At 57.8% G+C, this 21,065-nt stretch carries 21 protein-coding genes; 15 read left to right on the plus strand and 6 right to left on the minus strand.

Annotation, left to right across the window (positions count from 1 at the left end; genetic code table 11):
* Window positions 1–2,889, plus strand: coding sequence for a DNA translocase FtsK (locus AC2FJW_RS14035; protein WP_496750367.1), 2,889 nt, complete (start codon window positions 1–3; stop codon window positions 2,887–2,889).
* A 39-nt stretch (window positions 2,890–2,928) separates the two neighbouring features.
* Window positions 2,929–3,525: a LolA family protein gene (locus AC2FJW_RS14040; protein WP_496750369.1), complete on the plus strand. Its 597-nt coding sequence runs from the start codon at window positions 2,929–2,931 to the stop codon at window positions 3,523–3,525.
* A gap of 12 nt (window positions 3,526–3,537) precedes the next feature.
* Here AC2FJW_RS14040 and AC2FJW_RS14045 read toward each other — a convergent pair whose 3' ends face one another.
* Together AC2FJW_RS14045 and AC2FJW_RS14050 are read right to left on the minus strand one after the other, a co-directional pair.
* A complete protein-coding gene (locus AC2FJW_RS14045; protein WP_496750371.1) occupies window positions 3,538–4,119 on the minus strand; it encodes a transglycosylase SLT domain-containing protein in 582 nt (193 codons plus the stop codon).
* A 60-nt stretch (window positions 4,120–4,179) separates the two neighbouring features.
* Complete coding sequence (locus AC2FJW_RS14050; RefSeq protein ID WP_496750372.1) at window positions 4,180–5,061, minus strand: AEC family transporter; 882 nt, start codon at window positions 5,059–5,061, stop codon at window positions 4,180–4,182.
* A gap of 80 nt (window positions 5,062–5,141) precedes the next feature.
* Here AC2FJW_RS14050 and hspQ point away from each other — a divergent pair, with 80 nt between their 5' ends.
* The gene (gene hspQ / locus AC2FJW_RS14055; RefSeq protein WP_142637073.1) at window positions 5,142–5,468 is read left to right on the plus strand and encodes a heat shock protein HspQ; all 327 of its coding nucleotides are present in this window, start codon (window positions 5,142–5,144) and stop codon (window positions 5,466–5,468) included.
* Between the two features lie 34 nt (window positions 5,469–5,502).
* Here the strand turns inward: hspQ and AC2FJW_RS14060 are convergent, their stop codons facing one another.
* The 3 genes from AC2FJW_RS14060 to AC2FJW_RS14070 form a co-directional block, all read right to left on the minus strand.
* Window positions 5,503–7,080: a gamma-glutamyltransferase family protein gene (locus AC2FJW_RS14060; protein ID WP_496750374.1), complete on the minus strand. Its 1,578-nt coding sequence runs from the start codon at window positions 7,078–7,080 to the stop codon at window positions 5,503–5,505.
* A gap of 212 nt (window positions 7,081–7,292) precedes the next feature.
* Complete coding sequence (locus tag AC2FJW_RS14065; protein ID WP_496692511.1) at window positions 7,293–7,733, minus strand: ATP-binding protein; 441 nt, start codon at window positions 7,731–7,733, stop codon at window positions 7,293–7,295.
* 32 nt (window positions 7,734–7,765) lie between these two features.
* Entirely contained in the window at window positions 7,766–8,104 is a 339-nt protein-coding gene (locus AC2FJW_RS14070) for an STAS domain-containing protein (protein WP_496750376.1), read from the minus strand.
* A gap of 100 nt (window positions 8,105–8,204) precedes the next feature.
* On the opposite strand from AC2FJW_RS14070, the gene AC2FJW_RS14075 reads away from it, so the two are divergent.
* The 3 genes from AC2FJW_RS14075 (at window position 8,205) to AC2FJW_RS14085 (ending at window position 10,502) form a co-directional block, all read left to right on the plus strand.
* Window positions 8,205–9,377 carry a thiolase family protein gene (locus AC2FJW_RS14075; protein WP_496750378.1) on the plus strand — a complete coding sequence of 391 codons (1,173 nt, stop codon included), beginning with the start codon at window positions 8,205–8,207 and terminating at the stop codon, window positions 9,375–9,377.
* A gap of 75 nt (window positions 9,378–9,452) precedes the next feature.
* The gene (locus AC2FJW_RS14080) at window positions 9,453–9,920 is read left to right on the plus strand and encodes a GAF domain-containing protein (RefSeq protein WP_496750380.1); all 468 of its coding nucleotides are present in this window, start codon (window positions 9,453–9,455) and stop codon (window positions 9,918–9,920) included.
* A gap of 57 nt (window positions 9,921–9,977) precedes the next feature.
* Window positions 9,978–10,502, plus strand: a complete 525-nt coding sequence (locus tag AC2FJW_RS14085; RefSeq protein ID WP_496750381.1) for a GNAT family N-acetyltransferase — start codon at window positions 9,978–9,980, stop codon at window positions 10,500–10,502.
* A gap of 39 nt (window positions 10,503–10,541) precedes the next feature.
* Here the strand turns inward: AC2FJW_RS14085 and AC2FJW_RS14090 are convergent, their stop codons facing one another.
* Entirely contained in the window at window positions 10,542–10,811 is a 270-nt protein-coding gene (locus tag AC2FJW_RS14090; RefSeq protein ID WP_142637060.1) for a DUF1294 domain-containing protein, read from the minus strand.
* 117 nt (window positions 10,812–10,928) lie between these two features.
* On the opposite strand from AC2FJW_RS14090, the gene AC2FJW_RS14095 reads away from it, so the two are divergent.
* From AC2FJW_RS14095 to AC2FJW_RS14135, 9 genes are all read left to right on the plus strand, one after another.
* Window positions 10,929–11,498 (plus strand): helix-turn-helix domain-containing protein, encoded by a 570-nt coding sequence (locus tag AC2FJW_RS14095; protein ID WP_142637059.1) that lies wholly within the window; start codon window positions 10,929–10,931, stop codon window positions 11,496–11,498.
* A complete protein-coding gene (locus AC2FJW_RS14100; protein WP_496750383.1) occupies window positions 11,498–12,121 on the plus strand; it encodes a LysE family translocator in 624 nt (207 codons plus the stop codon). Before AC2FJW_RS14095 ends, AC2FJW_RS14100 begins: the two co-directional genes overlap by 1 nt.
* Window positions 12,122–12,126: 5 nt before the next feature.
* The gene (locus AC2FJW_RS14105) at window positions 12,127–12,507 is read left to right on the plus strand and encodes a GFA family protein (RefSeq protein WP_496750385.1); all 381 of its coding nucleotides are present in this window, start codon (window positions 12,127–12,129) and stop codon (window positions 12,505–12,507) included.
* A 15-nt stretch (window positions 12,508–12,522) separates the two neighbouring features.
* A complete protein-coding gene (locus AC2FJW_RS14110; protein WP_496750387.1) occupies window positions 12,523–14,973 on the plus strand; it encodes a GcvT family protein in 2,451 nt (816 codons plus the stop codon).
* A 19-nt stretch (window positions 14,974–14,992) separates the two neighbouring features.
* Window positions 14,993–15,469, plus strand: coding sequence for a cupin domain-containing protein (locus tag AC2FJW_RS14115; RefSeq protein WP_496750388.1), 477 nt, complete (start codon window positions 14,993–14,995; stop codon window positions 15,467–15,469).
* 2 nt (window positions 15,470–15,471) lie between these two features.
* Window positions 15,472–16,524 (plus strand): alcohol dehydrogenase family protein, encoded by a 1,053-nt coding sequence (locus tag AC2FJW_RS14120; RefSeq protein WP_496750390.1) that lies wholly within the window; start codon window positions 15,472–15,474, stop codon window positions 16,522–16,524.
* 12 nt (window positions 16,525–16,536) lie between these two features.
* Window positions 16,537–17,427: a homocysteine S-methyltransferase family protein gene (locus tag AC2FJW_RS14125; protein WP_496750392.1), complete on the plus strand. Its 891-nt coding sequence runs from the start codon at window positions 16,537–16,539 to the stop codon at window positions 17,425–17,427.
* A gap of 11 nt (window positions 17,428–17,438) precedes the next feature.
* Window positions 17,439–18,413: a GlxA family transcriptional regulator gene (locus AC2FJW_RS14130; RefSeq protein WP_496750394.1), complete on the plus strand. Its 975-nt coding sequence runs from the start codon at window positions 17,439–17,441 to the stop codon at window positions 18,411–18,413.
* 89 nt (window positions 18,414–18,502) lie between these two features.
* The gene (locus tag AC2FJW_RS14135) at window positions 18,503–20,956 is read left to right on the plus strand and encodes a GcvT family protein (protein ID WP_496750395.1); all 2,454 of its coding nucleotides are present in this window, start codon (window positions 18,503–18,505) and stop codon (window positions 20,954–20,956) included.
* Window positions 20,957–21,065 lie beyond the last annotated feature (109 nt).

The following is a 21,065-nucleotide window of genomic DNA, read 5'->3' on the forward strand; positions in this document are numbered from 1 at the left end:
ATGGCATCATATAACGCGCGCAACCGCGATCCATTGCTGGACAGCACGACTCAGGCCGCCATCGAAAGGCGCAGCAAAGAGTTGATCGGCATCGCCCTGATCCTACTTGGGTTGGCTTCGGCGGCAATGATCTGGTCCTACACACCGGATGACCCGAACTGGATGGTGTCGACGGATGCACCAGTGCAGAACTGGATGGGGCGTGTTGGTGCCTCGATCGCGGCGCCATTGTTCATGATTGTCGGTTGGGGCAGTTGGAGCATCGCGTTGGTGTTGATCGGCTGGGGTGTGCGTTTTGCCGGGCATTTCGGTGAAGATCGTGCCGTCGCCCGCCTGATATTTGCACCGATCTGGATCGCCATTGTCTCGGTCTATGCGGCGACATTAGTGCCGGGTGAGGCTTGGCGCGTAACGCATAGTTTTGGTCTGGGTGGATTGTTTGGGGATACGGTCATGGGTGCCTTCCTGACCTTGTTGCCCATATCCTCGCATTTTATTGTCAAGCTGATGTCTCTGGCGATGGCTATTGGGATGCTGACGCTGGGCGTGTTTGTTCTTGGTTTCACCAAGGGCGACGTGCGCAAGGGGTTCCGCGCCTTCCTGCTGGGGCTGGTCATGTCCTATGACATACTGATGAACCTGCTTGGCCGTGGGGCTGCCGCAACAGCGGAGGCTGCGCGCGAACGTCGTGCCCAATGGGACGAACGCAAGACGGCCCGCGCCGAAGGGGCCGTGTTCGACGACGAGATTGCCTTTACGGACCCTGTTTTCGACGAGCCACTTCTGGAAGCGCCCGAACCGATAAAGAACGGCCTTCTGTCGCGCATTCCTGATCTGATCCGTCGCCCGGACCCCATGCCCGAACCCGAGCTGATCGACCGTGAACCTGTCGCGGGTTACGAGGAAATGCCGGGCGAGGATCGTATCCGTTCAAAGATTTCTGCCGCCGTGCGCAACCGTAAAGTTGCAGTCGGAGAGATGGCTCCTGAGCCCGATCCCGACCTGCCGCTGACCAAAGGGCGGGGCCGTGGACCTGATCCGTTGATCCTGAATGCAGGTCATGCGGACGAACTGCCGCCCGAGCCGCCAGTGACATCAACCGGGCTGCCGCCCGAACCGAGGCTGTCAGCGCAGCCTGAAACAGAATGGCAGGAACCGCTGCATCAGGATTTTGCGCCCGAGCCGGATTTCGATGACGAGGCCGTTTTCGAGGATGACGCCGATGCGATGCCGCAAGCCCGCCCGGCGATGAAAATCCCCGTGGCCGAGCCGCGCAAGCCGGTGGTTGCTCAACCCGTGCGCCGCACCCCGCCACCCTCGCGCCGGGCCCAGGCCGAGGCCCAGCCCGCGTTGTCGTTCGAGGAAAAGCACTCCGATTTCGAACTGCCTCCGCTGGGCCTGCTGTCCAACCCCTCCAGCATTCAGCGCCATCACCTGAGCGATGAGGCCCTGGAAGAGAATGCGCGGATGTTGGAAAATGTGCTGGATGACTATGGCGTCAAAGGTGAGATCGTCAGCGTCCGCCCCGGTCCGGTTGTCACGATGTACGAACTTGAGCCGGCTCCGGGTTTGAAAGCCAGCCGCGTTATTGGTCTGTCGGATGACATTGCCCGCTCGATGTCGGCCCTCTCGGCGCGGGTTTCGACCCTGCCGGGCCGCTCGGTCATCGGGATCGAACTGCCCAATGAAAACCGTGAAATGGTGGTGCTGCGCGAAATCCTTTCGAGCCGTGACTTCGGAGACGGCAATCAGGCGCTGCCTTTGGCGCTGGGCAAGGATATCGGCGGTGAATCCGTTGTGGCCAATCTGGCCAAGATGCCCCACCTGCTGATCGCGGGGACCACCGGTTCCGGTAAATCGGTGGCGATCAACACGATGATCCTGTCGTTGCTGTATAAGCTGACGCCGGATGAATGCCGCCTGATCATGATCGACCCCAAGATGCTGGAATTGTCGGTCTATGACGGCATCCCGCATCTGCTTTCTCCGGTCGTGACAGACCCGAAGAAGGCGGTTGTCGCCTTGAAATGGGTCGTGGGCGAGATGGAGGATCGCTATCGCAAAATGTCCAAGATGGGTGTGCGTAACATCGCGGGCTATAACGGCCGGGTGAAAGACGCGCTGTCAAAGGGCGAGATGTTCAGCCGCACGGTCCAGACCGGTTTTGACGACGAAACGGGTGAACCGATGTTCGAGACCGAGGAATTCGCACCCGAGTCGATGCCCTATATCGTTGTTATTGTCGACGAGATGGCCGACCTGATGATGGTCGCGGGCAAAGAGATCGAGGCCTGCATCCAACGTCTGGCGCAGATGGCTCGGGCCTCGGGTATCCACCTGATCATGGCCACGCAGCGCCCCTCGGTCGATGTGATTACCGGCACGATCAAGGCGAACTTTCCGACCCGGATTTCCTTCCAGGTGACGTCAAAGATCGATAGCCGCACCATTCTTGGTGAAATGGGCGCCGAACAACTGCTGGGTCAGGGTGACATGCTGTATATGGCGGGTGGCGCGAAGATCACCCGTTGCCACGGTCCGTTTGTCTCGGATGAAGAGGTCGAGGAAATCGTCAACCATCTGAAGCAATTCGGCCCGCCGGATTATATGAGCGGTGTGGTCGATGGACCGACCGAGGAAAAGGCTGATAATATCGACGCTGTTCTGGGTTTGAACACCGGGGGCAACACCAATGGTGAAGACGCCCTGTACGATCAGGCCGTGGCGATTGTGATCAAGGATCGCAAATGCTCGACCTCGTATATCCAGCGGAAACTTGCCATTGGCTATAACAAAGCTGCGCGTCTGGTTGAGCAGATGGAGGACGAAGGCATTGTTTCATCGGCAAATCACGTCGGAAAACGCGAAATCCTGGTGCCAGAGCAATAGGATATTTAATAACAAGGGCAGAGCGCTTATCTGGGTCTTATGAAACAGATTGCTTTTGCCCTTGCACTGACACTGGCCACACCCGCCGCCTGGGCTGCGGACAAGTTGCCGCTGTCGCAGATATCGAATTACCTGAATGGTCTGAAAACTGTCGAGACGACATTTACACAGGTCAATGATGATGGCTCACTGAGCACAGGAAAGCTGTGGATCGCACGGCCTGGAAAGATGCGGTTCGAATATGACCCGCCAGACAGCGCCGTTGTGTTGGCGCGCGCTGGCACCGTTCAGATATTCGATCCGAAATCCAATCAACCGCCCGAGCAGTATCCGTTAAAGCGAACACCTCTGTCTCTGGTTCTGGCACGGAATGTCGATCTGGGTCAGGCTAATATGGTGGTTGGGCATGACTTTGACGGAACGGCCACTGTCGTGACAGCACAGGACCCGAAAAACCCTGACTCCGGTCGAATTGAGCTGATGTTCACCGGCGATCCGGTTGAGCTGCGAAAATGGGTGATCCACGATAATGCAGGCGGGCAGACAACGGTTCTGCTGGGTCAGCTTGATACCGGCAAAAACCTAAGCAGCAGCTTGTTTTCGAACAAGAACAGAAGCGGGTCAGGCAATCGCTGACCCGCTGTTTGTTCAGTAACGACAGCCTGACAGTTGCGCCTGGTACATCCGGGCGCGCGCATCCACATCATTGGCCACGTTCAGCAACCACGCCTTGCTGTAATGGCTGCCGCGGGCATAACCGGTATGGCCTTCGTGATAGGCCAGATACTGATTGCGCGTGTCGCTTGGCTGGATGCCATTCCGCTCATAGCTTTTGTTCATGTACCAGCCGATGAAATCCGAAGCGTCCCGAATACGATCCCGCTTGGCCCGGCGCTTGCCGGTTTCGCGCTGATACTCATCCCATGTCCCGTCCAGCGCCTGGCTGAAGCCATAGGCGCTGCTCTGACGGCCCATCGGAATCACACCCAGAACATATTGATGGGGCGTTCGCGCATCGTGGCGATACCGGCTTTCCTGATAGATCGTAGCCATCTGAACGTGAACGGGGATTCCCCATTTCCGCTCGGTGCTTTTGAACGCCTTGATATATTCGGGCCGTTCACGCGCAATGCTGCATGCATCATTCAGCTTGCTGGGTGGCTGGTTGGAACCACCCCCGCAGGATGCCAAAAGCAGCACCCCGAAGAGTACGATAAGAATTCTGCTCATGTGCCTCGTGCCTTTTTTCTTCATTCTAGCGCAGATTGAGCGATTAGGAAATCACAATCGCTACAGAACAATAGCTAGAATTATAGGCAAAGCGCCGACGGACATCAGGGTTGAGACCATAACCAGCCCCGCAACCGCGTCAGAATCCGCCTCGAACCGTTCGGCCAGCAGGTATGAGGTTACGGCAACCGGCGTACACATCTGCACCACCAGAACGCCGAACGCGACGTTATCCAGATCAAACCCTTTTGCGATTGCCCATGCCAGGGCAAAACACACGACCAGTTTCAACGCCGATAGCCAGACCGCTTGCCCTAGCTTTCTGGTGGTCAGCCGCGCAATCGCAACACCAAGCGTGATCAGCATCATCGGAATCGCCATCTGTCCCAGCAGGTCCAGCGTATTGGTCACGAAGACAGGTGTTTGCCAGCCCTGCCACAGAAACAGCGCCCCCAGCAGAGTAGCCCAAACCATGGGTTCACGTGCTACCTTGCCGAAAGCGCCTTTTCCCGCCACCAGGTAGATCCCGTAAGTAAAGGAAAACAGGGCGGTAACGGCCAGAAATATCACCGCGAAACCCAAGCCTGCCTGCCCAAATGCGAAAATGGCCAGAGGCAGGCCCAGATTCCCCGTGTTGCCGAATATCAGCGGCGCCAGATAGGTGCGCCTTTCCAGCTTGCTGGCCCGGACAAATACGCCAAATGCGACCGCCAGCCCGACATGGCCTGTGATGGCGGCCAAAGTGAACCGGGTCAGCTCTCCGGGCGGGATCTGGGTTTGCATCAGGGCTACGAAAATCAGGCTGGGCACGGCGAGCGTCACCGCAAGGCGGGTCACAAATTGCAGCCTGAATTCAAAGCCAAGTTTGACCCAGGCAAACCCGATCCCCGCCAAGAGGAAGACCGGGGCCACGATTTCAAGCACTGTCAGTAAGAGGTTCACAGACTGTTTCCCATTATTTTAGATCAATGATTGGCATTCCTATGAGGAAACGGGTAGTAAGACCTTTGGGGGCAAACGTGATGCTAAAGACACAAGCAAAGTACCGGCTGGGCCAAGTCGTCCGCCACAAAAAACATCCCTTCCGAGGGGTGATTTTTGACGTGGACCCAGAGTTTTCAAATACCGAAGAATGGTATCAGGCCATTCCCGAAGACAGCAGGCCGATCAAAGATCAGCCGTTTTATCATCTGTTGGCGGAAAATGACCAATCCTTCTATGTTGCTTATGTTTCTGAACAAAATCTGATTGCTGACCAGTCCGGAGAACCGGTCGAGCATCCGGATATCCCCGATATGTTTGGTCCGTTTGAAAACGGCGCATATCCGTTGCATTTCCATTTGAACTAAAAATGGAAGCGCGGGTGAAACCGGGCCCATACTGTCAATAACCAAGCGCGCACCCATCTTTTCGCGGATCGCTTGCGCCTTGCAAAACGCCGCTCTTCTGGATTCGGATCGCTTGAGCCCCGCCAAGAGGTGTTTCTGAAATCAGAACTTTGTGGCCGATTTCAGATAATTGTTGCGCGACATTGCGCGGAATTCCGCGTTCCAGTTTCAAGACAGGTCCGTCTGCAAAGGCGCGCGGTGCGTCTATGGCCTGCTGCAGCGCAAACTCATCGTCAGTTAGCAGCGAGACCAGCTTTGCATGTCCTGTGGGCTGAAAGGCACCACCCATCACGCCGAAGGGCATCAGGATTTTGCCTTTCTGTTTCAACATGCCGGGAATGATCGTGTGCATCGGACGTTTGCCGCCGCCAAACTCGTTCGGATGGCCTGATTGCAACGTAAATCCAGACCCACGGTTTTGCAGCAGAATGCCGAATTTCTCAGAAGCGATACCGGATCCAAAGCTATGAAAGATCGAATAGATCAGCGATACCGCCATCCTGTCCCTGTCGACCACCGTGATATAAACAGTGTCCTTGTGGATGGCTTCGGTCAGTGGGGCAGCAGCGGGCATCGCTTGGTTTGGGTTGATAAGCTCTGCCAACCGATCGGCTGTTGTCTGGTCCCAAAACCTGTCTGCGTGTGTCGTATGATCCGGATCGGCGATGAATCTGTTGCGGGCATCGTAGGCGAGTTTTGAGGCTTCGGCCTCGATATGCAGACGCTCTGCGGATAGCGGATCCATGGATCCGAGGTCAAAGTTCTTGAGGATATTCAGCAGCAAAAGGGCGGTTGCACCTTGGCCATTGGGCGGATGTTCCAGCAGGTCCAAGCCACGATAGTGCCCTGCGACCGGAACTGTAGGTGTGGCAGCGGTCGCGTCCAGATCTTCGGCTGTGTGTACCCCGCCCATGGCCGTGAGGGTCGAGATAATATCTTCAGCGACCTCGCCCGCGTAAAACGCCTCTCGTCCGTATTTGGCGATTCTGCGCAGCACTTCTGCCTGCCCGGCGGACCGGAACATGTCTCCGGTCTTTGGAACGTCTCCTTTCAGCAGATAGTGGTTCCTGGCTGCCCCCTGCAACGTGTTAGCACCCGGGGCCCAATCAAAAGCCACACGTGGGGCAACCGGCACGCCCTGGTCTGCATAGCGGATGGCGGGTTGCAGGATGGCGTCCAGCCCTAGTTTGCCCTCGGTTTCGGCCAGCTGGCAGAACGCCTCGACCGCGCCGGGAATGGTGACCGCATCCGGTGTATTGAGCGGAACTGCAGTCAGTCCCTTATCGCGCAAGCTGCCAGCGTTGGCTGCTGCCGGTGCCCGGCCAGAGCCGTTGAGGGCCCGAACCTCATCTTCTCCGGCGCGGTTGTACAGAACAAAGCAATCTCCGCCCAGGCCGGTCATTTGTGGTTCGCAAAATCCCAAAAGCACTGCCCCGGCGATGGCTGCGTCCATCGCGTTGCCACCTTGCTGTAGGATGCCAAGGGCCGCTTGGGCTGCCAGCGGGTGAGATGTGGCGCACATCCCTTCGGTCGAAAAAACTTCGGATCTGCCTGGTGCCTGAAAATCCCGCATTGCGCTGCCTTCCCGTGTGATCGCGCAGAAGGTATCGCGCGTCCGGGTATTGTCCAGTCAAATCAAAGGGGAAGTTCCTCGGCATCGTTCACTGGGTGGGGGCTGTGACATACGATGCCGAGGGAAGCTATCTGAGCTACAGTTAAGACTTTGATCTTTGTTTGCGGCGCTACAATGGTTCGAAAAGGGCCTTATTGTGACGTTTTATAGCCCTAATCCGCGTCGAGAAAACTGAATCGCAGTGACAACCGGTTGCAGCCTTCGCTACGGTCATAGCGGATTTCACTGGTCAATTGGTGGATCAGAAACCATCCAAATCCCCCCTCGGGTAGGTCTTCACGTCTTTCCCCCAGAGGTGCAGGTGCACCTTCTGGTACGCGAAAGCCGGGAAGGGGATTGCCGGTATCCGAGATGAGGATTTCCAACCAGTTCTGATGCAGGCGGCAGTGTACCTTGACGCTGGCGGGCGTGGTTCCGGCATAGGCGTGTTCAACGACATTGTTAATGGCTTCGGCCAGGGCAATTCTGACATCAGCCGCTTTGTGTGAAGGCAGTCCTTTAGACGACAGTGCCTGGCTCAACTTGGCAATGCCAGAACTTGCTTCGACCTCGGTCGCAGCGAAGCTCAAATCGAAACTGATGCCGTTACACATTAGCCTTACGCCTGTTCAGTTTCTCCTTGTGTTCAATCCGGCGCACCGGACAGTGCGTCATCCATCGTTGGGTAAAGCTTGAACACTGTGTCCATGCGCGTAAGACGAAACACCTTTTCCACAAAAGGCTGAAGACCTGCCAGATCCAGGCGCCGTTCAGCCCCGAGTTGTTTCATGGCGGCGACAATGGCGCCCAAACCACTGGAGTCGATGAATTCGACACCGCTGAGATCCAGAACCACACGCACAGCCCCACCTTCGGTTTCCATGCGCATGTTTTCTTTGAACTGAATGGCCATTGCGGCATCAATCCGGTTGGATTGTACAGTAATTATTTGAATATTGTTGGTCGTAGTACTGGTCAGGCCCATACGTGACGGTCCTTTAACTGAAATCGCTCGTAGAAATACGCTAGACGGGAATTCTTACCATTCGGTATCCATTGAATGACAAGAATTTAGGAGCGCCCAGATGAAGCAAGTTGTAATCGCCGGAGCAGCACGTACCCCGATGGGTGGATTTCAAGGAATGTTCGATGGTGTTTCTGCCGCCGATCTGGGTGGAGCCGCGATCCGGGCCGCGCTGCAGGGTGCCGGTGCTGAAACGGTTGACGAAGTGCTGATGGGCTGCGTTCTGCCAGCCGGTCAGGGTCAGGCCCCTGCACGTCAGGCTGGGTTTGCAGCCGGTTTGGGCCAAGAGGTCCCGGCCACGACGCTCAACAAGATGTGCGGATCAGGGATGAAGGCTGCGATGATGGCCTTCGATCAGATCGCATTGGGCCATGCCAACACAATGATCGCAGGCGGGATGGAGAGTATGACGAACGCGCCCTACCTGTTGCCCAAAATGCGTGAGGGTGCGCGCTTGGGGCACGCTCAGGTCGTCGACCACATGTTTCTGGACGGGCTGGAGGACGCCTACGACAAAGGTCGTCTGATGGGCACTTTCGCCGAAGACTGTGCCGAGGCGTTCCAGTTCACCCGCGAAGCGCAGGACGAATACGCCCTGCAGTCCCTATCCAACGCGCTGGCCGCGCAGGACAGCGGCGCGTTCGACGGTGAAATCGCTCCGGTAACCGTCCGTACAAGGAAAGGCGAGGTCACGCAGTCCGCGGACGAGCAGCCGAAAACCGCCCGCCCGGAAAAGATACCTTCGCTGAAACCGGCTTTTCGCAAGGGTGGAACGGTGACGGCGGCCAACGCGTCGTCGATCTCTGATGGGGCGGCAGCTCTGGTTCTGGCGTCAGCTGAAGCCGCCGAAGCGCAATGCCTCTCGGTTCGGGCGCGCATTCTGGGTCATTCCAGCCATGCGCAGGCTCCGGGATTGTTCACGACTGCGCCAGTTCCCGCTGCGCAAAAGCTTTTGGCCAAAATCGGCTGGTCCAATGATGATGTGGATCTGTGGGAAGTAAACGAAGCCTTTGCCGTGGTGCCGATGGCATTCATGCATGAGATGGGTCTGACGCGTGACAAGGTAAATGTGAATGGTGGTGCATGCGCTCTGGGTCATCCTATCGGCGCTTCGGGAGCGCGTATCATGGTCACCCTGCTGAACGCGTTGGAAAAGCGGGATCTGAAACGCGGCGTGGCGGCGATCTGCATCGGTGGTGGAGAGGGGACTGCAATCGCGATTGAGCGCGTTTGACGCGGGGCCGATTCCACCATAGGTCCGGTGCTGTAGAACCTGTTTACAAGATCACTGACCGGACCCGCCCCCCCCATGACCGTTGATTACGATACGCTGACCAAGACAATCGTCGCCCTAACCGCAGGCGAGACAGATCAAGTTGCTCTGATGGCGACAATCGCCTGTGAAGTTCATCACGCCGATGATCGGTTTGACTGGACGGGGTTCTATCGCGTAACAGATCCGGGCATTTTGAAAATAGGCCCCTATCAGGGTGGTCACGGGTGTCTGGTTATTCCCTTCGGGCGCGGTGTCTGTGGTGCGGCGGCGCGGACCGGAAAGGTACAGTTGGTGGCGGATGTGCATGCGTTTCCAGGTCACATCGCCTGCGCCTCGTCTACGCAGTCCGAACTGGTGCTTCCGGTGCGCAATGCCTCGGGCGAGGTCATCGCGGTTTTTGACATCGACAGTGACCAGCCGGATGCGTTCACGGATGAGGACGCAGAAAAGCTGTCTGAAATATTGTCAAAGGCGTTCTCGGGCGAGTTAAGAGGGGCCTGATGCAAAATCGGTCCGTCTGTTAGACTGGAATGGACACTAATTGCGACTGGCCAAGGCATGATCCCGGACCAATTCACCACAGAGCGGCTTGCCGTGTTCCACTGGCAAGTGGAAGTCTCTGAAGCTGATCGCATTTCAGCGTTGACTGCCGAGTTGGCAACCGTCCTGACGCCAGCGGTTCTTGAGCCCCTGCCGCCTTCGATGCAGGTCGAAGAAGCGCCCAGCGGGATGACCGACTGGATCGCGGCTCGCAAGACCGAAAGCGATGTTCTTCTTGTTCGGTTAAGGCAAAATAATCAGCTGATCGGACTGCTGATACTGGCCTCAGAACCCGAAGATCAGGCCGCACCAACCATCCACCTTGGATATCTGTTTGCCGAACGAGCCTGGGGCTGTGGCTATGCAACCGAACTTGTGTCCGGCTTTATCGCGGCCTGCGGCACGAGCCGCGCCATTCGGTTTTTGGCCGGGGTCGAGCACAGCAATCCCGCCTCTGCCCGTGTGCTACAGAAATCGGGGTTCACGCGATCCTCAGCTCACTCCACCGACGATACCGATATGTATGTCTGCGACATTTCCTAGATCCCATCGGGATCTTACGTGGCTTGCGGATCAAGCCAACTACAGAATGTCTGTGATTAGGAAATATGCCAGCCCGACCTGAGTCGCAAAGATCGCAAATAGCGACAGGGAAAACCGGCCTTTTCGGGACTTGTGATTGAAAATCCAACGCCCGACCAGCGCACCGGGACTGCCGCCCAGTGCCGCCAGCCACAATAGCCTGCGTTCCGGAACCCGGCTTTTTCTGCGTCTGGCGCGCAGCTTGTCCCAGCCAAAGGCCAGCAAAGTCAGGCCGTTGATGACCCACAGGTATATAACCGCAATCCACATAGCTGACGGATAGCTAAATGCGTCGATTTTCCCAAGTGAAAAAATGCTTGGAATTTTCACCGATTCGCGTCATCGTGAAAAACATAACGAAATTTTCACCAGATATCGGAGAGTTCGGTGAACAGCCAAGCCCCCCACAGTGCAACGCTCGGAGCCGACATTCGTGCATTGCGTAAGGCGCGTGGGTTGACGCTGACCGAGATCGCAGAGCGGTTGAACCGGTCGGTCGGATGGCTCAGCCAGGTTGAACGCGACAAGTCCGAACCGTCAATTTCAGACCTGCGTCAGATCGCGGAATGTCTGGGTGTGCCGATGTCCATGCTGTTCGCCCATTCTGCCGCCCCCGCCAATGAACAAGGCTATGTCGTGCGCGCCGGGTCGCGCCGCCCTATGGGGTCGGGCGAAGAAGGTCTGATCGAGGAACTGCTGTCACCCGATCTGACTGACGATTTTGAGATGGTGCATTCCACCTTTGAGCCGCATTCTAAGATGCAGAATCCGGCGGACCGCCCCACGCAAGAGGTTGGCTATGTGATTTCCGGTCAGTTGAATCTGACCATCGGCGCGCAAAGCTTTTCGGTTGGGCCCGGTGACAGTTTTCGGATCAAGAACGAACCCTATATTTGGGCGAACCCTCATGATGAGCCCGCTGTGGTCATCTGGGTCATCGCACCTCCGGTGTACTGATGAGTTTCGAGGCCTGGACCATATTCGCGCTGTTCTGGGTGGTGTTTGTAACCACACCGGGGCCTAACGCGGTGAACTGTATCTCGAACGGGATGAGCCTGCCCTTCGCAAAAGCGATGCTGGGTGTCTTGGCGATCCTGACCCAAGCCAGCGCCTTTTTGGTTTTGTCGGCGCTTGGGGTGACGGCCTTGATCGCGGCCTCACCCACCGGATTCTTCATCGCCAAGCTGGTGGGCGCAGGGTTTCTGATCTGGCTGGGTGTCCGAGGCTGGAAGGCTGCAGAAAATCCCGCCCCTATTTCCGAACGCCCTGCACGGCATGTCTATCTGCACGCGCTGGCCGTCGCGACAATCAACCCCAAAAGCGTCGCGGGTTATCTTGCTGCATTCTCGCAATTCGTGCAGCCGGATGTGCCGATCTGGGAGCAAATGTTGGTCATCATGCCAACGGCGCTGATCATCACAACGCTCAGCTACATCGGGTTCACTCTTCTAGGTGCGCTTATGGGGCGGGCCGCGCTGGGGGCCGTGTTCAACATCTGGGTGCGCCGGGTCATGGCCACCTGTTTCATCATTTATGGCGTGTTGCTGGGCACCACCAGCGCGCCAGCAGCAAGGGGATAAGCGAAATGCATACAGGTTCCTGTCTGTGCGGCTCGGTTGCGTTCAAGATCGAAGGCGATCTTCCTGCCGCCTCGGCCTGCCATTGCGGTCAATGCCGCAAACAGTCGGGTCATGTCTGGGCCTCGACCTCGGCCCATCAAGACGACATCACCTTCACCGCCAGCGATACGCTGAGCTGGTTTCGTGCTTCCGACATCGCCCGACGGGGATTTTGCAACGCCTGCGGCTCTTACCTGTTCTGGCAGCATAAGGACGAAGACCGGATTGCCATTGCTATGGGGGCGCTGGATGCACCCACCGGACTGACCCTCGCCCGCCATATATTTGTGGCCGACAAGGGCGACTATTACTACATCACGGACGATCTGCCTCAAGAGGCACAGTAACAGGGACTGAAAGACATGAGTGATTTTCCGACAAAAGCCCGCGTGGTTATTATCGGTGGCGGAGTGGTGGGGACATCGTCCCTGTTTCATCTGGCCAAAAAGGGCTGGACCGATTGTGTTCTGCTGGAGAAAAACGAGCTGACCGCCGGGTCGACCTGGCATGCAGCTGGCAACGTGCCGACCTTTTCGACCTCTTGGGCGATCATGAACATGCAGCGCTATTCGACCGAGCTTTATGCGCGGCTGGGTGAAGAGGTCGACTATCCGATGAACTATCACCAGTCCGGCTCAATCCGGTTGGCCCATTCGAAAGAGCGGGTGCAGGAGTTCGAGCGGGCAATGGCGATGGGCCGTTATCAGGGCATCGAGATGGAGATGTGGACAGCCGAACAGGCCAAGGAGCAATACCCGTTCCTGGAAACCCATGACCTTGAGGGTGTTCTGTACGACCCGACCGATGGCGACATCGACCCGGCGCAGCTGACCCAGGCGCTGGCCAAGGGTGCGCGCGATATGGGGGCAAAGATCCTGCGTTTCTGCCCGGCCACGGGTGTGACCCAGAAGGAAGACAAGACCTGGGTCGTGCATACCGACAAGGGCGATATCGAGGCGGACCATGTGGTCAATGCCGCCGGGTATTACGCCCAGCGTGTGGGTGAATGGTTCAAGCCCTTTGGCGGGCGCACCGTTCCGGCCATGGTGATGAGCCACCAGTATCTGCTGACCGACGAAGTGCCCGAGATCGAGGAATGGTCCAAGGCAAATGGCGGTAAAAAGCTGCCGTTGCTGCGCGATGTGGATATCTCGTATTACCTGCGGCAGGAGAAGAACGGATTCAACCTCGGCCCTTATGAGCCCAACTGCAAGGGCCATTGGATGACCGAGGATGATCCGATGCCCGAGGATTTCAGTTTCCAGCTGTGGAATGACGATCTGGACCGGATCGAAGACATCGTCACCGACGCGATGGAGCGGGTGCCGCTGATGGGGACCTCGGGCGTGGGCAGGGTGATCAACGGGCCTATCCCCTACGCGCCGGATGGGCTGCCGCTGGTTGGCCCGATGCCGGGCGTGACCAACGCGTTTGAGGCGCATACCTTTACCTTCGGCATCGCGCAGGGCGGTGGCGCCGGCAAGGTGCTGGCCGAATGGATCGTCGATGGCGCAACCGAATGGGATATGTGGGCTGTCGATCCGCGCCGTTACACTGATTACACCGATCAGGATTACTGCAACCAGAAGGGGCTTGAGGTCTATGGCAACGAATACGCCATGCATTTCCCGCACCATGAATGGCCCGCCGCGCGCGACAAAAAGCTGTCGCCTGTCCACACCAAGGTCAAGGAATTGGGCGGCGTGATGGGGCCCTATAACGGCTGGGAACGCGCCAACTGGTTTGCGCAACCGGGCGACGATACCTCTGAAGAAGCGACCCATACCTGGGGCCGTTCGGGGCCATGGGAGAAGCGGATCAAGGAAGAGTGTGAGGCTGTCCGTGATCATTGCGGCGTATTGGACTTGCCCGGATTTTCGCGTTTCATCGTAAAAGGTGAGGGTGCCGCCGAGGCGCTGCGGTCGCTGGTTACCGGCGGTTTGCCCAAGGTGGGTCGCATCAACCTGGTCTATATCTCAGATGGTCGCGGCCGGATCCTGACCGAAATGTCCTGTATCCGTCTCGGCGATGACGAGTTCGTCATGATCACGGCCGCTACAGCGCAATGGCATGACCGCGATATCCTGTCCGAGGCAATGCCCACTGGCGTCACCGTCGAGGATGTCACCACCACTCGTGACACGCTGATCGTGACAGGTCCAAAATCGCGCGACATTCTGGCGGGGCTGAGCGATGCGGACCTGTCCAGTGGCTGGCTGACCCATCAATCGGCCACGGTTGCAGGTCAGCCCGCATTCCTGATCCGCGTCTCGTTTGCAGGAGAACTTGGCTGGGAGGTTCACGCGCTGAACGACCATATGCCCGCGATCTATGGCGCGATCCTTGACGCTGGTGCCAAGCCGTTCGGGATGTACGCCCTGAACTCTCTGCGCATCGAAAAGGGTTATCGGGCTTGGAAAGGCGATCTGTCCACTGATTACTCTCTGTTGGAAGGCGGGTTGGAACGGTTCGTCAAACTTGACAAACCGCAGGACTTCCCCGGCAAGGCCGCGATCCTGAACGAAAAGCAGCAGGGCGTGAAAAAGGTGTTTGCCACTATGTTGGTTGAGGCAGGTGACGCGGATGCACCCTACATGTCCTGTATCTGGCACAACGGCGAGATCGTTGGCGAAACCACCTCGGGCGCTTGGGGGTATCGCGTTGGCCAATCCATTGCGCTGGGCATGATCCGTCCCGAATTGGCGGTGGCAGGTACCGAGCTTGAAATCGAAATCTTCGGTGAAAAGCGGCGCGCCGTGGTACAGGACGATAAACCGCTCTGGGATCCAGAAAACGAGCGGCTGCGCGCCTGATCGCCCGAAGGAGACCTGCATGAGCACGCGTTATTCAAAACTGGGGCCCGGAGAGGGCCTCAATTATAACTGGGAAAATGACCACACATTTGTGAAGGTTTCGACCCGGGATACTGATGGCGCCTATACGCTCATGGAAGACAATCTGAAGGCCAGCTTTGCGCTTGGCCTTCATCGCCATGAAACCCATGCCGAAAGCTTCTATTTTCTGGAAGGCGAAGTGGATTTCTATGTTGATGGCGACTGGCATCGCTGTGGGCCGGGCAGCACGATGCATGTGCCGCCCGGCGTGCCGCATGCCTGCCGCGTTGCTGGAAATGCACCTGCTAAGATGCCGATGATTTTCCAGCCTGCCGGTTTTGACGGATTCCTTGCTGAGCTGGCCAAGATGACCGAGGCGGACTTCGCCGATGAGGCGAAAATGGCCAAATTGAACGCGCGGTATGACATTGTCCCGATGGGCTCTGTGCCGCCTCATCCCGATGACGAGGTTTGATCATGACACTGCCTAAAACGATGTCCGGTGTATTCCTGACCTGTCACGGCGGGCCCGAGGCGCTGGAATGGCGTGACGATATACCCGTCCCAACCCCTGCGCCGGGGCAGGTTCTGGTCCGTGTGGCCGCAGCCGGGGTGAACAACACCGATATCAACACCCGTATCGGCTGGTATTCCTCGGACGTGACCGGCGCCACAGATGCCGTGGATCAAGAGGTCGAAGCCGGAGGCTGGGGCGGCGCGTTGAACTTCCCGCGCATTCAGGGCGGTGACCTTTGCGGCATCGTCGGGGTCGCGGGGCCCGAGACCGGGTTCACCCCGGGCCAGCGCGTGACCTGTCCGATCAACCTGCCACGTCCGCGACCGGGCAACCCAACAGGCTTCATCGTGCTTGGGTCCGAGATTGACGGCGCCTTTGCGCAATATTGTCTGGTGCAGGCCGATGACCTTTACGATGTCAGCGCCTCACCCCTGTCCGATATTGAAATTGCCGCCATCCCCTGCGCCTTCGGAACTGCCGAGGCTTTGCTGACCCGATCCGGTGTGACTGCCGGGCAAAAAGTGCTGATCACCGGCGCATCAGGTGGCGTCGGCCTTGCCGCTGTGCAACTGGCGGCGCTGCGCGGTGCCTCGGTTTGGGGCGTGACCGGTGCGGCCAAGGCCGAAGCGGTGAAAAGCCAGGGCGCGACTGCCACGTTCAACCGGGATGCGTCGCTGCCCACCGACATGTTCGACGTGGTCATTGACGTAGTGGGCGGGCCTGCATGGGCTGACCTGATCCTGGCGCTGAAACCGGGCGGTCACTATGCCGTTGCGGGTGCGATTGCTGGCCCGATTGTTCAAGCCGATCTGCGGGATATCTATCTGCGCGACATTACCATTCACGGCAGCACCCATCAGCCGTTCGAAGTCTTCGGTCGCCTGGTCGAACTGATGAATGCGGGGCGGATCAAGCCCCTGATTTCAAAAACCTATCCGCTGAAAGACATTGCGACGGCGCAAGAGGACTTTCAGTCAAAAACGTTTCCGGGAAAACTGGTTCTGGTTCCCTGAGGAGGTTCATCAATGGCAGACATAACCCTTCTGGATGGGTCTATCGGGCAGGAACTGGTCAAACGCAGCGGCGATGCGCCGACGCCTTTGTGGTCGACCCGGGTGATGATGGACCATCCCGAGTTGGTCGGGGATGTGCATGCGGATTATTTCTCACGTGGTGCGACTGTGGCCACGACAAATACCTATGCTGTTCACCGGTCGCGTCTGGACCGTGTCGGCTTGGGTGATCAGCTGCCAGATCTGATCGAGTCGGCCCTGTCGCAGGCCGAGCGTGCGCGCCCCGCGGGTAGGCGCATCGCTGGGGCTTTGGGTCCGCTTCTCGCCTCTTACCGGCCGGACCTGAATCCAGAGGTCGAAGAGGCGGCAGAGAAATTCGCCGAACTGGTGACGATGATGACAGATCGCGTTGACCTGTTCCTGATCGAAACCGTGTCGTCGCTGCAAGAGGCCGAAGGCGCATTGCGCGGGATGGAGCAGACAGACAAACCGGTCTGGCTGGCGCTGTCCGTGATGGATGATGATGGGACGCGGCTTCGGTCGGGTGAGCCATTGTCGGGAATAGCATCTTTGGTTGATCGCTTTACGCCTGAGGCCGTGCTGATCAACTGCTCGCGCCCGGAGGCGGTGCCTGCTGCGCTGAATATTATCGCCACCTTCGGGCGTCCGTTTGGGGCATATGCCAATGGCTTCACTGGGATTGCCCAGGAATTTCTACAAGACGCCCCAACCGTCGATGCGCTGCAACAGCGCCACGACCTTGGGCCGGATGAATATGCTGATCAGGCGATGGGGTGGGTGGCGCAGGGTGCAACTATCATCGGCGGATGCTGCGAAGTCGGTCCCGATCACATTCAGCGACTCGCAGATCGGCTGTGCGCTGCTGGCCACAGCATCGTCTGAAGGGGGTAAAGATGCGGCAACGACCAGATAGCTTGACCGACAAGGCGCAGACACATTTCGATGTTCTGGTCGCGCCGGGCTATGTGCTGTTGGAGCTTGCCGCATTGATTGAGGTTCTGAGGCTGGCAAACCGCGTCTGCCCCAACCCGCCCTTCAGCTTTGCCTATCGGTCTCTGAAAGGTGGGCCCGTTGCCAGCAGCAGCGATGCGACGGTCCAAACTGAACCCGTATCTACCCATCCCAAGGCGGATTATCTGTTTGTGATCGGAAATTCCGACCCTGACCACCCCGATCTGTCCATCGGACGGGTTGTATCGGACTATACGTTCCGAGGCGCTCAGGTCTTTTTGCTGGCCGAAGCTGCCAGCCGCTATATTGACGAATTCGGCTCCGCAGACATGGCGACCCATTGGGAAAACGCCTCTTTCCTGAGTGAACGCGGGGCCCGGTTCGAGGCGAAGCTGTCGATAGCCACAGAACAGGGCCAGGTCGTGACCTGCGCAGGGATGGAGGCGACAACCGATGTTGCTTTGTCCGTGATCGGACGCCACATCTCGGGGCCTGCCAAGATGACGGTGGCCAATATCATGCTGCACGAAAATATCCGCGATTTTTCATCGATGCAGCCTTTCTCGGGGGCGCAACTGACAGCAACTGGGGACGCCAAGCTGGATCAATGTATCAAGCTGATGCAGGCCAATATCGAAGACCCCTTACCCATCCAGCAAATTGTCGAGGCGTTAAATCTTTCGAACCGATCGCTTGAGCGAAAATTCAAAGCTTTCTTTGGCACCAGTCCAAACGGTTTCTATCGCGAGATGCGGCTGGCGAAGGCTAACAACCTGCTGCTGAACACCACGATGAGCGTTCGGGAAATAGGTCTGGCCTGCGGCTTTCCGAACGGTTTCTCATCGGTCTACAAAAGCTTTTTCGGGGTCACGCCCTTTGTTCTGAGGCGCGAAAGACGGGCTGCGTCACATAGGTGAAAATCGCCTATAACATGACGCTTTTGGTGCATTTATTGTCGATCTTCCATGGCAACGTGCCCAAAACCTGATTCAGCGGAGACCTCAGGATGGTTGATCTTCCAAACAAAGCCCGAGTTGTCATCATCGGCGGCGGCGTCATCGGATGCTCGGTCGCCTATCATCTGACCAAGAAAGGTTGGAGTGATGTTGTGCTGCTTGAACGCAAGCAGTTGACCAGCGGCACCACATGGCATGCGGCGGGTCTGATCGCTCAGCTGCGGGCCTCGTCCAACATGACCAAACTGGCAAAATACACGCAGGAGCTTTACGGCGCGCTGGAAGAGGAAACCGGCGTGTCCACCGGGCTTAGACGCTGTGGATCGATTACCGTGGCACTGACTGAGGAACGCCGTGAAGAGATCTATCGCCTGGCTGCCATGGCACGTGCCTTTGGCGTTGAGGTCGAAGAGATTTCCAATGAGCGCGTCAAGGAAATGTATCCGCATCTGAATGTCGAAGACGTCAAGGGCGCGGTCTATCTTCCGCTGGACGGGCAGGGTGACCCGGCCAATATCGCGCTGGCCCTGGCCAAGGGCGCACGGCAACGCGGTGCCATTACCAAGGAACGGGTGAAGGTCACCGACATCACCAAACAGGGCCGTACCGTGACGGGCGTGGACTGGGTTGCCGATGACGGCAGCGCCTCGGGCCATATCGAATGTGATATGGTGGTGAACTGCGCCGGCATGTGGGGGCACGAGGTCGGCCGGATGGCCGGTGTGAACGTCCCGCTGCACGCCTGCGAACATTTCTACATCGTCACCGAAGGCATTGACGGGCTTTCGCAACTGCCGGTTCTGCGAGTGCCGGATGAATGCGCCTATTACAAGGAAGATGCCGGTAAAATCCTGCTGGGCGCGTTTGAGCCCAATGCCAAACCTTGGGCGATGAAGGGCATCCCGGACAGTTTCGAATTCGATCAGTTGCCCGAAGATTTTGATCATTTTGAGCCCATTCTAGAAGCGGCGTGTAACCGGATGCCGATGTTGGCCGAGGCGGGCATTCATACCTTTTTCAACGGCCCTGAATCCTTTACTCCGGATGACGCTTATCATCTGGGTCTCGCGCCCGAGATGGACAATGTCTGGGTCGCGGCGGGCTTCAACTCGATCGGCATTCAATCTGCGGGCGGTGCGGGCATGGCGCTGGCGGAATGGATGGATAGCGGCGAGAAACCGTTTGATCTGGGCGATGTGGATATCAGCCGGATGCAGCCGTTTCAGGGCAATAAACAATATCTGTTTGAGCGTTCGAAAGAGACGCTGGGCCTGCTTTATGCCGACCACTACCCCTATCGCCAGAAAGCCACTGCGCGCGGTGTTCGGCGCACCCCGTTCCATCACCATCTGAAAGAGCAGGGCGCGGTCTTTGGTGAACTGGCGGGCTGGGAGCGTGCAAACTGGTACGCAAATCCGGGGCAGGAGCGCGAATACCAGTACAGTTGGAAACGTCAGAACTGGTTCGAGAACTCAGCTGCTGAACACCGCGCGGTGCGCGAGAATGTGGGCATGTACGACATGTCTTCTTTTGGCAAGATTCGCGTTGAAGGACCGGATGCCGAGGCGTTCATGAACTATATCGGGGGCGGCGATTATTCAGTGCCGAACGGCAAGATCGTCTATACCCAGTTCCTGAACCGCACCGGCGGGATCGAGGCGGATGTGACGGTGACCCGTCTGACCGAGACCGCCTATCTGGTCGTGACCCCGGCGGCGACGCGGCTGGCGGATCAGACCTGGATGATGCGCCATGTGGGTAGCTTCAACGTGGTCATAACCGATGTCACCGCTGGCGAAGGCGTTTTGGCCGTGATGGGCCCCAATGCGCGCGCTTTGCTGGAAAAGGTCTCGCCGGCGGATTTCTCGAACGCGACCAACCCCTTTGGCACCGCACAAGAGATTGAGATTGGCATGGGCCTGGCCCGCGCTCATCGGGTGACCTATGTGGGCGAGCTGGGATGGGAGATCTACATGTCCGCCGATATGGCGGGCCATGTGTTCGAGACGCTGCATGAGGCCGGTCAGGACATGGACCTGAAACTCTGTGGCATGCACATGATGGACAGTTGCCGGATCGAAAAGGGCTTTCGCCATTTTGGTCATGACATCACGTGCGAGGACAACGTCGTGGATGCCGGGCTTGGTTTTGCGGTCAAGGTGGACAAAGGCTGTGACTTTATCGGGCGCGAGGCAGTGATTGCCCGCAAGGAAAGCGGGCCGAAAAGCCGCCTGGTTCAGTTCCGCCTGACCGACCCGGAACCGCTGTTGTTCCATAATGAACCGATCGTGCGGGACGGGGAATATGTCGGTTATCTCAGCTCGGGCAATTATGGTCATACTTTGGGTGGCGCTATCGGTATGGGCTATGTGCCCTGCGAGGGTGAGAAGGCGGCGGATGTTCTGGGGTCAACCTATGAGATCGACGTGTGCGGCGTGAAGGTAATGGCCGAGGCATCGTTGAAACCGATGTACGATCCGAAATCCGAACGCGTCAAAGTGTAATCAAATTGTCGGAGCGCTGCGGCGCTCCGGCTTTGTTCTGGTCTCACATATCAAATATCCTGATGGGTTGCTTCACAGTTTTCGCGGTTCCCAAGTATGTCCGGGTTGC

This window comes from Ruegeria sp. CDSA020 (assembly GCF_059612345.1).